11 protein-coding genes and 1 pseudogene are annotated in these 11670 nt (G+C 64.4%); 8 read left to right on the forward strand and 4 right to left on the reverse strand.

The window, feature by feature from the left end; genetic code table 11:
• Window positions 1–190: 190 nt before the first annotated feature.
• On the reverse strand, window positions 191–343 hold the full coding sequence (locus QF629_09585; protein ID MDP6013780.1) for a hypothetical protein: 153 nt from the start codon (window positions 341–343) through the stop codon (window positions 191–193).
• Window positions 344–454: 111 nt separating this feature from the next.
• On the opposite strand from QF629_09585, the gene QF629_09590 reads away from it, so the two are divergent.
• The 7 genes and pseudogenes from QF629_09590 (at window position 455) to QF629_09620 (ending at window position 7850) form a co-directional block, all read left to right on the forward strand.
• Entirely contained in the window at window positions 455–1345 is an 891-nt protein-coding gene (locus QF629_09590) for an NAD(P)-dependent oxidoreductase (GenBank protein MDP6013781.1), read from the forward strand.
• A gap of 5 nt (window positions 1346–1350) precedes the next feature.
• A complete protein-coding gene (locus QF629_09595) occupies window positions 1351–3054 on the forward strand; it encodes a thiamine pyrophosphate-binding protein (GenBank protein MDP6013782.1) in 1704 nt (567 codons plus the stop codon).
• Between the two features lie 187 nt (window positions 3055–3241).
• Window positions 3242–3544 (forward strand): annotated as a pseudogene (locus QF629_09600) (acyl-CoA dehydrogenase family protein).
• A complete protein-coding gene (locus QF629_09605) occupies window positions 3541–4731 on the forward strand; it encodes a CoA transferase (protein MDP6013783.1) in 1191 nt (396 codons plus the stop codon). Before QF629_09600 ends, QF629_09605 begins: the two are co-directional and overlap by 4 nt.
• 67 nt (window positions 4732–4798) lie before the next feature.
• Window positions 4799–5614, forward strand: coding sequence for an enoyl-CoA hydratase/isomerase family protein (locus QF629_09610; GenBank protein MDP6013784.1), 816 nt, complete (start codon window positions 4799–4801; stop codon window positions 5612–5614).
• Between the two features lie 3 nt (window positions 5615–5617).
• Window positions 5618–6676, forward strand: a complete 1059-nt coding sequence (locus tag QF629_09615) for an acyl-CoA dehydrogenase family protein (protein MDP6013785.1) — start codon at window positions 5618–5620, stop codon at window positions 6674–6676.
• 13 nt (window positions 6677–6689) lie between these two features.
• A complete protein-coding gene (locus QF629_09620) occupies window positions 6690–7850 on the forward strand; it encodes an acyl-CoA dehydrogenase family protein (protein MDP6013786.1) in 1161 nt (386 codons plus the stop codon).
• A 160-nt stretch (window positions 7851–8010) separates the two neighbouring features.
• On the opposite strand, the gene QF629_09625 is transcribed toward QF629_09620, so the two are convergent.
• Both QF629_09625 and QF629_09630 read right to left on the reverse strand, forming a co-directional pair.
• Entirely contained in the window at window positions 8011–8418 is a 408-nt protein-coding gene (locus tag QF629_09625) for a hotdog domain-containing protein (GenBank protein ID MDP6013787.1), read from the reverse strand.
• Window positions 8405–9226, reverse strand: coding sequence for a DUF4743 domain-containing protein (locus QF629_09630; GenBank protein MDP6013788.1), 822 nt, complete (start codon window positions 9224–9226; stop codon window positions 8405–8407). Before QF629_09630 ends, QF629_09625 begins: the two co-directional genes overlap by 14 nt.
• Window positions 9227–9266: 40 nt before the next feature.
• Here QF629_09630 and QF629_09635 point away from each other — a divergent pair, with 40 nt between their 5' ends.
• Window positions 9267–10229 (forward strand): alpha/beta hydrolase, encoded by a 963-nt coding sequence (locus tag QF629_09635; protein MDP6013789.1) that lies wholly within the window; start codon window positions 9267–9269, stop codon window positions 10227–10229.
• 56 nt (window positions 10230–10285) lie between these two features.
• On the opposite strand, the gene QF629_09640 is transcribed toward QF629_09635, so the two are convergent.
• Complete coding sequence (locus QF629_09640) at window positions 10286–11455, reverse strand: MFS transporter (GenBank protein MDP6013790.1); 1170 nt, start codon at window positions 11453–11455, stop codon at window positions 10286–10288.
• Window positions 11456–11670 lie beyond the last annotated feature (215 nt).

An 11670-nucleotide genomic window follows, 5' to 3' on the forward strand; every position in this document is an offset into this window, starting at 1 on the left:
ATAATTTCTTCAGGACCAGGCAATCTTCCTCAGGTAAAGTCGTCGCCGGCATAGGTTCGCGACAGCACGACATCCCCGGCAGCAGCCCATGATGCGCTGATTAGCTGATCCACCCGTGGCTGTTGTTCACGATAGGCATATAGACCGGCTAGACCGGCTCCGGATGACCGTCCGTGACCGGGGTGCGGGCTCACGCTTCATCAACGCATCCGCTGCCCGGCCGCACGGTCGGCGAAATACAGGCCGAAGCCATCAGCTCGATCATGGCCGCGCAAACCAATGTCTTGAGGGATGTCATGACGGCGACCCCTCCTTTTCCAGATATGTTCGTGTCGATGCTCAAAATGGGCGCCCCCGGATGCTCTCATCCAGTGATATCGCGGGCGCGAACGGGTTCAAGCCGGACATCTTTCGGCTATGCTGATCTCTCTGACGACAAGTGCCAGGACATACCATGACCGATGTTATTGCATTTCTTGGATTGGGCAAGATGGGTGAACCCATGGCGAGGCGCCTGCTGGAAGCAGGCCTTCCTCTCACCGTCTACAATCGCACGGCCGAGAAGACCGCAGCACTGGTGGCAGCCGGTGCCACGACAGCCGACACCCCAGCCGAAGCGGTCAGCGCAGGCGGTGTCGTCTTCACCATGGTCGCGAACGACGCAGCGCTCGAAGAGGTGACCCTCGGCGATCACGGTTTTCTCAACAGGCTCGGCGAGGGTGGCGTGCACATCTCGCTCAGCACCATCGGCGTCAAGACGGCGACCCACATGGGAAACATTCACGCCAAGGCGGGCGCCGCCTACCTCTGCGCGCCAGTGTTCGGCCGTCCGCCTGCCGCTGCGGCGGGTCAGCTCGGCGTTGCGATCTCGGGCGACCCCACCGCCAAGGCGCGGATCCGTCCGCTCCTCGAGCCACTGAGCCGACGGGTGGATGATTTCGGCGACGCGCCGGGCGCCGCTAATCTAGTCAAGCTCGCCGGCAATTTCATGATTGGCAGCGCCATTGAGGCGCTAGCCGAAGCCTGCGCCCTGGTGGAAAAGGGCGGGGTCGATCGCCAGGCTTTCGTGGATCTGCTGAGCAATACCCTATTCGATTGCCCGGTCTACAAGATCTATGGCGACGGCATTGCCCAGAGCGTCTACCAGCCGGCCGGGATGCGCCTTGTGCTCGGTCTCAAGGATATAGAGCTCGTGCTCGATGCCGCTCATGGCATGGGTGTCGCCATGCCGCTCGGCAGCCTGATACGCGATCGTTTGATCCGCGCGGTAACGGGGGGTCATGGCGAGGATGACTGGATGGCGGCGGACGTCGCCGCGCGCGAAGACGCGGGGCTGACATCGTGACAGTCATGGGAAACAGTGTCGCCGCCTATATCGCCCGCACATTGCGCGCGCGCGGCGTCAAGCGGGTCTTCGCGCTCTGCGGCGGGCACATCATGCCCATCTGGATGCGTCTCGATGCCGAAGGCATCACTATCGTAGACGTACGCGACGAGCGCGCCGCGGTGCATATGGCGCAAGCTCATGCCGAGTTGACGGGCAAGATCGGCGTTGCCTTGGCCACGGCCGGACCGGGCCTGACCAATGCCATAACCGGCATCGCCAACGCCCATGTCTCGCGTGCACCGGTGCTGGTGATCTCCGGGATACCGCCCAAGGCGCAGGAGAACCGTGGCGCCCTACAGGACATCGACCATACCCAACTGGTACGCCCAATCACCCGCTACGCCCGCACTGTCCGCGAGCCGAACCTGGTGCCGGCCGAGCTCGACGAGGCCCTGGCGCGTGCCCTTGGCGAAGGCAGCGAGCCCGGCCCCGCTTTTCTCGACTTTCCCACCGATTGTCTGCGCGCAGCCATCCCCGAAGCCCTACAGCTCACAGAGCATATCGCGCTAAAACCCCGCCCGCTGACCTTTCCTGACCCGGAGATGGTTGCACAGGCTACCGACCTGCTGTGGTCGGCGCGCAAGCCGTTGGTGATTTCCGGACGCGGTGCGCGCAACGCCGGGCCGGAGCTAGTGCGCTTACTCAATCGGGTCGGGGCGGCTTATCTTGATACCGGAGAGAGCCGCGGCTTGGTGCCCGACGACCACCCCACCACCGTCGCGGCCATGCGTGGGCGCGTCATGGGCGATGTCGATCTCGTGGTCACGGTCGGTCGATGTCTAGACTTTCAGCTCGCTTATGGCTCGCCCGCTATTTTTGGTAACGCCAAGTTTCTCCGTATTGCCGACGTGCCTAGCGAGCTGCGCGACAACCGGCGTGGCGCGGTCGAGGTGCTGGCCAACCCCGCGCGCGCTCTAGCCGCCATGCTGGATGTCGCCGGCAACCGCACACCCGCTATCGACAGCGATTGGATCACCGGCCTGCGCGCGGGCCATGCCGACCGTGCAACCAGACTGCGTGATGCCATGGCCAACGCGGCTCCGGGCGCAGATGGACGCATGCATCCCAACCGCATGCTCGGCGCCTTGCAGGACCAACTCGATAAAGACAGTGTCGTAGTGATAGATGGCGGCGATTTCCTCAGCTTCGCCCGCGTGGCTCTATCGGCCTCAACGGTGCTCGATCCCGGCCCCTTCGGCTGCATCGGCGTCGGCGTGCCGTACGGAATTGCCGCGGCACTTGAATATCCCGAGCAAAAGGTGCTAGTCGCCACGGGCGATGGCGCTTTTGGCTTCAACGCCATGGAAATCGACACTGCCGTCCGCCACAAGGCCCCCGTGGTCATCGCCGTCGCCAACAACGGCGCCTGGCAGGTGGAGGTTCACGACCAGACCGTAACCCATGGCAAAGTGGTGGGAACGCGCCTCCACTTCTCCGATTATGCAGCCATGGCGCGCACCTTCGGCATGCACGGCGAGCGCGTAGAAAAGGCCGAGGACTTGCCGGACGCGATCGCCCGTGCCTTCGCCAACGCGCCTGCCCTGCTTGATGTGATAGTGACGCCGGAGGCGGTATCATCCGACGCCAAGGCCGGATTGGCCTGGGTGCCCGATCTACAACCGCTCGCGGTATGGGACGAGAAGGAGCGAGCTTGGCGTGACACCTAAGCTAGAAATTTGAACATCGCTGCGCCCACTTCGTCCAGCTTCTCCTCGGGAATGAATGACCAACGACGGCGCCGCTTACATCACGGCGATTTTCCTGCCAATCGACGGCAGCTTGACCGCGGGGGTCCGTGGGTGACAATGGAGGACATGGACATGACTAAAACCAGTGCAACATTAGGTGAGTATGCTTCGGGCATCTCTTGCGACGCGCACCGAGGCGGCACGCCTGCTTATCGAACAGGCAGCCAAGGCCTACGATTCTGGCGAGCGCTGCGACATGGAAGCGGGCATGGCTAAACTATTCGCCACGGAGGCAGCGCTCGAGAATAGCCTCGAGGCCATGCGCATCCACGGCGCGCAAGGCTATTCCAAGGAACTCGACATCGAGCGCATGTATTGCGACGCACCACTGCTGGCCATCGGCGAAGGCACCAACGAGCTACAGCGCATCCTGATCGCGCGCCAACTCATACAGCGGAACCCAATATGACTTTGCCCCTCGCAGGCGTGCGCGTCCTCGCGGTCGAGCAATATGGTGCCGGGCCCTTCGGCACCATGTTCCTCGCCGATCAAGGCGCCGAGGTCATCAAGATCGAGAATCCGCACGATGGCGGCGACATGTCCCGCGTGGCGGGGCCGCATTTCTTCGCCCCCGGCGACAGCGTCTTCTTCCACGCGCTAAACCGCAACAAGCGATCGCTGACCCTCGATTTGTCGAAACCCAAGGGCCGCACAGTGTTGCACGATCTGGTTAAAAGTGCCGACGCCGTAGCCAACAATCTGCGCGGCGACGTGCCGGAAAAGCTTGGGCTCGATTATGCCCAGCTCAAGGCGCACAACCCGCGCATCATCTGCGCCCACCTGAGCGCCTATGGCCGCAAGGGTCCGCGTAAAAGTTGGCCGGGTTACGATTACCTGATGCAGGCGGAGACCGGCTATTTCTCGCTCACCGGCGAGCCAGACAGCCTCCCGACTCGCTGCGGGCTCTCGATCATCGACTTGATGACGGGCGTTGCCATGGCCTTCGGCCTGGTCTCGGCGCTGACTGCAGCGCGCGCCACGGGCGAAGGTCGCGATATTGATGTAAGCCTGTTCGACCTAGCGCTCGGCAATCTAAACTATCTCGCCGCCTGGTATCTCAACAATGGTGATGCCCAGGCGCGCCGACCGCGCTCAGCCCATCCCACCATGACCCCCTGCCAGCTTTTCCCCACTGCTGACGGCTGGATATTTCTGATGTGCAACAAGGAGAAGTTCTGGCCAGCACTGTGCCAGGCGCTGGGCCAGCCGGGGTGGGCCGACGATCCACGCTTCCGAACCTTCCCCGACCGCCTGGAGAACCGTGACGCGGTGGTGGCGTTACTCGACGGCGCGCTCAAGGAACGTACGACCGCCGAATGGCTCGCCGACTTTGCCGGCGTCGTGCCCGCCGCCCCTGTACTTGACGTCGCCCAGGCCCTCGACAACCCCTTCGTTACCGAGCACGGCCGGCTGCACACCGTCGAGCACCCCGACGCGGGACCGTTCCAACTCGTTGCCCCAGCGATCCGCTCCGCCGGCGATCCACCACCCGCCAACCCCGCTCCACCCCTTGGCGGCGATACCGACGACATCCTCGGTGGCTTAGGCTACAACACCTCGCGCATCGCCAGCTTGCGTGACGACGGAGTGATCTAAATGCCGCACCTTGCATCTTCGTCCGAGCTATGGGAATGGTCGGAGCGCACCATAGAGCGAGGGACAGATGGCGGCATTTGGGACGTATGGGGATATCGCGGTCGATCTTAGCGATCATGTGGCTGTCGTGGAGATTCGCCGCCCACCATACAATTTTTTCGACCACGGGCTAATCGCTGAGATCGCCCAGGCTTTCGAGGCGCTGGACGAGAGTGACGACTGCAGGGCGCTGGTGTTGGCAGCCCAGGGCAAGGCTTTTTGCGCAGGCGCCAATTTCGCTGCCGGCGGCGATTTCAGCGAGCGCGCTACCGCGGACGGCGGCGGCCAGGGCACGCGGCCCCTGCAGGCCAATTCGCTCTATCAGGAGGCGGTGCGCCTGTTTCGCACGAGCAAGCCCGTGATCGGCGCCATCCACGGCGCTGCGGTCGGCGGTGGGCTCGGGCTCGCCATGGTGCCCGACCTGCGCATCGCCTGTCCTGAAACACGCTTCTGCGCCAACTTCACGCGCCTCGGCTTCCATCCGGGCTTCGGGCTGACCGTGACCCTACCTGAGGTCATCGGGAAGAGCGCGGCGGCACTAATGTTCTATACCAGCCGCCGCATCAAGGGCGAAGAGGCGCATGCCATGGGCCTCGCCGACGTGCTGGTACCACAAGACGAGGTACGGGCCACCGCCATCGCGCTCGCGGGCGAGATCGCGGAAAACTCGCCACTGGGGGTCACCGCGACACGCGCGACGATGCGCCAGGGCCTGGCCGAGCGCGTTGCCGCTGCCACCGACCGCGAACTCGCCGAGCAGACGCGACTGCGCGCCACGGAGGACTTCGCCGAGGGCGTCAAGGCTATGGGCGAGCGCCGCATACCCAATTTCGTTGGGCGTTAGGCGATGAGCAACGCGGACGACATCGTTATCGAGACCGCGACGCGCATCTTTCACGACCTCGCCAACCCGCAGGCCCTTAACGCCGCCTCGGATGACAGCTGGCGCGCACCACTGTGGAACGCGCTTGAGGAATCGGGGCTAACCAAGGCCTGGCTCGGCGACGACCTTGGCGGTGCGGGTGGTTCGCTCGCTGATGGCTTCGCCATTCTGCGCGCGGCAGGCGCCCACGCCGTGCCCGTGGCGCTTGCCGAGACCTTACATGCCACCTGGTTGCTCGGCCGCGCCGGGCTCAGCGCACCGGACGGCGCCATGACCGTTGCGCCAGCTGTCGAAAGCGACAGTGTGGCACTCAATGCCAATGGCCGCCTCGACGGCAGCGTCCGCGCGGTACCTTTTGCCAGCGAGGCTGAGCACATCGCGGTGCTCACGCACGATGGCGAGACCGCCGTGGCGGCCTTGGTCGCCGCCGCCGACTGCACCGTGGCCGTGAGCAGAAATCTCGCCGGTGAGCCGCGCGATACCGTGACCTTCGCCGATGCCGCGCCGCAAACCATGGCGCCGATCTCCGCCGAGGTGAGCGACATCATGCTTATGGGCGCCGCTATCCGTGCGTCGCAGATGACCGGCGCGTTGGAAACTATCCTCGACATCGCCGTGACCTATGCCGGCGAGCGTATCGCTTTCGGCCGGCCTATCTCGCGCTTCCAGGCGGTGCAGCACGAGTTAGCCAAACTGGCGGGCGAGACAGCAGCGGCCATTGCCGCATCGGGCGCGACCGCCATGGCGATCGCGGAAGCGGCGTCGTTCGACGAGCGGCTTTTCTTCGAGGTCGCCGCTGCCAAGGTGCGGGTCGGCGAAGCGGCCCGCGACGGCGCCGCCATCGCCCATCAGGTATATGGCGCCATCGGCTTCACCGAAGAGCACGTGCTGCACCGCTTCACGTGCCGCGTGCTTGCCTGGCGCGACGACTTCGGTAGTGAGAGCATCTGGGCGGCACGGCTTGGCAACCTGGTCGCCCGGGCCGGCGGCGACGCGCTGTGGCCGACCATCACTGCGGCCTGAGAGGAGGACGATCATGACCGGTAGGATCGCCTTCGACCCCATCCATCTGCCGCCGAAGACCAAGGCCTTGCGCGACGAAGTGCGTGCTTTTTTGGCCGAAGAGATCGCCGCTGGCCATTTCAATCCCGCCGGCCAGGGCGCCCGGGGCAGCTATGACCGCGAATTTTCGCGCCGCGTCGGCGCCAAGGGCTGGATCGGCATGACCTGGCCCAAAGCCTATGGCGGGCACGAGCGCACGTTCTTCGAGCGCTATGTCGTGACCGAGGAGATGCTCGTCGCCAGCGCGCCGACGCAGGGCCATTTCGTCGCCGACAGACAAAGCGGGCCGATCCTACTGCGCTATGCTGACGAAGAAATCAAACGCGACGTGGTGCCGCGCATCGCCCGCGGTGACTGCGGCTTCTGCATTGGCATGAGCGAGCCCGATTCGGGCTCCGACCTATTCGCCGCCAAAACCCGTGCCGAAAAGACCACGGACGGCTGGCTGGTCAACGGGCGCAAGCTGTGGACAAGCTACGCCCATCGTGCCGACTATATGATTGCCCTACTACGCACCTCGCCGCCAACGGAAGAGAACAGGCGGCATGGACTAAGCCAGTTTCTGGTTGACCTCAAGACACCCGGCGTCACCATCCGCCCGGTGCCCTTCATGACCGGAGAACACGAGTTCAACGAGGTAACGTTCGACGATGCGGCTCTGCCCGAGAACGCCCTGCTCGGCGAGATCGATATGGCCTGGAAGCAGGCGACGGCCGAACTCGCTTACGAGCGCAGCGGGCCTGAGCGGTTCCTAGAAACCTATCAAGTGCTGACGCATCTGATCGGCGCGCTCGGCGCAGAACCCGATCTGCGCGGCGCGGAAGGCTTGGGGCGGTTGGTGGCGCAGCTCAACACCTTGCGCCGCATGTCAATCTCTGTCGCTGGCATGCTGGCCGCCGGCAAGGAGCCGGTGCTCGAAGCCTCGATGGTCAAGGACGTCGGTACGAATTGGGAGCAGCTTCTACCGGCTCGCGCCCGCGACCTCGCCGCCTTCGTCGATCCCACAGAGAGTAATAGCCCGGGCTTTCAGGCGGTACTCAATCACGCCACCCTGATCGCGCCCAAGCTCACCATCCAGGGTGGCACCCGCGAGATCCTGCGCGGCATTATCGCGCGCGGGCTCGGCTTGCGATAGCGGCGGAGGCCCGGAGGTGAAAATTCGGTGACTAGAAGTCGATAACTGGCACCAAACTCTACGTGACTTCGCAAAGAGCGCCGTGAATCGATGATAAACGGCTGGCATAAAGCAGGGCCAACACGCACGTGATTATCAGTAAAAGGGGGGACGTCGCCGGTTAAGTCTTTGCGGCCAGGGCGGCAGCCTTGGCCTTAAGGCGGGCGTCTAGCTTGGCAACTGGCGCAAAGAAGCGCTGGTGGCTGCCTTTGCCGACCTGCTCGATGGCGTCGCGCACGGCGACGTCGAAGGTGATGAGCGGGCCGGCGATCTCTGCGACGGTGACGGTGATCTCGACCCAGGCACCCATAGTAGTGGGCGCCAGATGGGCGATATTAATATGGGCGCCAACCGAATCCTTCGCCGCCCCACCGACTTTCGCCAGCCAGTCGCGGCAGCAATATTCCACGTCGTGCACCATGGCGGGTGTGGCATAGACGCGCAGGTCTTCGCCTAGGAAGCTGATTGTGTTTTCCTCGTCGACGGTGATGCAAAGGCTATGCCTTGCGCCAACTTCAAGCTCTGACATCGGGTCTCCCTCCTCGCAGGCCATCACAAATTTCAATGTAGTTCGGATGGTCCGCCGCGATCAGGCCGTGACGGACAAAAAAGTCGACCAGCACCAAAGCACAGTTGAACTTGAAGTCGCGCGTTTCGGCAATGCATGCCATCGCCCTGGCCACAGGCCAGAGCGCAAAATTCTCGACCTCGCCGTCTCGGTTGACCGGTGTGAAGTCGCCACAATCGAGTTCATAGCAGAAGATCACGTCATCGCGTTGGCCAACCTCGCCGTCGACGCGATAGCGCAGAGTGCCGCAAGGCGTGGCGTGGCGCGCCAACGTTTCCGGCATACCCGCTTCCTCGGCACATTCCTTGACCAGATTGTCGAGCACCCCGAGTCCCACCGGCTGGCCGCCAGCCACCGTACTGTCGAGCTTGCCCGGATAGGTTGGGCGGTCGGCGGTGCGCCGAGGTACCCACACATGCAGGCCATCCGGTCGTTGGACGAAGCCCGTCAGATGCACGCCATAGGCCGTGATGCCGAGGCATTCGACGGCAGCACGCTCCACGGTCAGCCAAGTCTCGTCGAAGCGCGGGCCGACGCGGTAACGCTCACCACACGCGGGCGGCGTTAGGCCGGTTTCGATCAGGGCCCTGGCAGCAGCATCGAGCGTCTGCTGATCGTCGATACGCACTTCGGACTCATCGGCAAACGGCGCCAGGATCGGCAGCAAGACCTTACGCACCTGCCCCAGCCGGAGGCCTTTAATGATCACGGGAGTATAGAGCGTGTGATCGTGACGGTTGCATTCGGCGATGCGATCGAGAAAGCTCATAGGCGAGGATACTCCTTGGCTAGCGAGGCCCCTATAACTCATGCGGATGCGCGCTCCCACCCTATTTCTCACGCTGCTGCTGGCGGCCTGCACGCCGCGCCAGCAGGTCGTGGGCGAGCGCGAGGTGGCGCCGCGCCTCGATGTGGACGCGGTGATCGCCGGCGATGGCGCGCGCCTACCGCTACATGCCTGGCTGCCACAAGGCGAGCCGCACGGCGTGCTGCTCGGCATCCACGGCTTCAACGACTACGGCGACTCCTTTGCCATCCCCGCCGCCCGCTGGACCGAACAGGGCTATGCGGTCTATGCCTACGACCAGCGCGGCTTCGGTGCCGCGCCCGCACCCGACACCTGGCCCGGCGTAGCGGCGCTGGTCGACGACCTCGACGAGGTGACAGGTGCCGTGGCGGCGCGGCATGCCGGCAAGTCGCTGACGCTGGTCGGGGTCAGCATGGGCGGGGCAGTGGTGATGACCGCACTCGCAGACAGCCGGGTCAAGGCAGCGCAGGGCGCCGTGCTGGTCGGCCCGGCGGTATGGGGACGCGAGAGCATGGCTTGGGCAACACAGGCGGCGCTGTGGCTGGTCGCCCACACTTTGCCGACACTGCGCGTGACCGGGCGCGGGCTCGACATCACGCCGTCGGACAATGTCGAGATGCTGCGCATGCTCAGTGCCGACCCGCTGGTCATCAAGCGCACGCGGGTTGATGCGCTGTGGGGCGTGGTCAACTTGATGGACAGTGCGTTCGCGGCGGCGCCCGCCATCACGCGGCCGCTGCTAGTGCTCTACGGCGCGCGCGACGAGATTATTCCCGAGGCACCGACGCGCGACATGCTCTGCCGCCTCAACGGCCACCATCGCGTCGCCGTATACCCGGAAGGTTATCATATGCTGCTGCGCGACTTGCAGGCCGGCGTGGTGCATGATGACATTACCGCCTGGGTCGCGGCGCCGGATGCGAGGCTACCGTCGGGTGCTCATACCGACGGCTGGGAGTGCTGAGATAATGCGCGTCCTGCTCACCGGTGCCAGGGGTTTTCTCGGCCACCATCTGGCGATCAAGCTTCTGGCGAAGGGCCACGAACTGGTTTACCCCGCGCGCGTTGCCAGAAGACCGCCACCACCACGAGGATGGCGGCGCTGGCGACATACGGTAGCGCCAGGCTGCCAGCTGTGAACAACACGCCGGCAAGGGCTGGACCGAAAATGCGCCCGAGGCTGGCGCCGGCTTGGGCAACGCCGAGGTTGGCGCCCTGCGCCTCGGCCGCGGCGCGGCGCGAGACCAAGCTGGCCAACGCTGGGTTGGCCAAACCGAAGCCGCCTGCTAGCAGCACCATGGCGACCAGCGTCAACGCCAGACTGGTCGCGGCGGGGAGCAGCGCGAAGCCCGCGACCAAGGCGACGATGCCGATCAGTACCACCGCTTCCTCGCCGAGCCCGCGGCTGAGCCGGCCGACCAGACCACCCTGCACGATAACAGCGACGACGCCGACACCCGCGAATAGGGCGCCGACCTGGCGGGGACCCCATGCGAGCTGACGCTCGGCCCACAGGGCGAAGGTTGCCTCCAGACCGGCAAAAGCGAAGACAACCAGGAACAAGGTCACGGCCAAGGGTCTCAGATCGGCGCTGCCCAAGGCCATTTTGATTGGCGCGATCCAGCTCAACCGGCGTGGCGTCACGCTCATCAGATCTTCACGCAAGGTGACCAGTGCTAGCGTGGCAGCGACGACCGAGGTACCGGCAGCGACTAATGGCGGCAGGCTGAAATTCGCCGTATCACCGTTACCGGCCAGCGCCGCGCCGATGGCGGGACCGACAATAAAGCCGAAGCCCATGGCGGCGCCGAACAGGCCCATGCCCTTGGCCCGGTCTTCAGGCGTCGTGACGTCGGCTATATAGGCCTGGGCGGCGGCGATGTTGCCTGCCATGCCGCCAGCGAGCACGCGCGCGACGAACAGCATCGCCAGCGAACCGGCAAGGCCCATCACTAGATAACCCAGCGCCGCGCCGAAGGTGCTCAGCGCGATCACCCGGCGACGACCGTAACGGTCCGACAAGGCTCCCAGCAAGGGCGCCGCGACGAACTGCATGGCTGAATAAACCGCCATTAGAAGGGTCACGGCAAGCGGCGAGGCACCGAAATGCTCGGCATAAAACGGCAGCAACGGAATAATGATACCGAAGCCGACGAGGTCGATAAAGACTATGAACAACAAGACGGGCATGGGCACCTCTCTTACCGAATACGAGACAGCTTTCCAACCATCGGCGACACGAAGTGCTATAGTCGGCGCGCCAAAAAGAACCGGGAGGATACGGCGATGAAGCGATTGTGGTTTGGGGTGATGGCAGCGCTGCTGCTGGGCACGTCATCGGCGTGGTCGGAGACAGTTCTGAAAGTGGTGCCGCATGCGGACCTGAAGAACATCGATCCGATCTG

This window comes from Alphaproteobacteria bacterium (assembly GCA_030739735.1).
In the GTDB taxonomy this organism is placed as follows: domain Bacteria; phylum Pseudomonadota; class Alphaproteobacteria; order UBA7887; family UBA7887; genus UBA7887.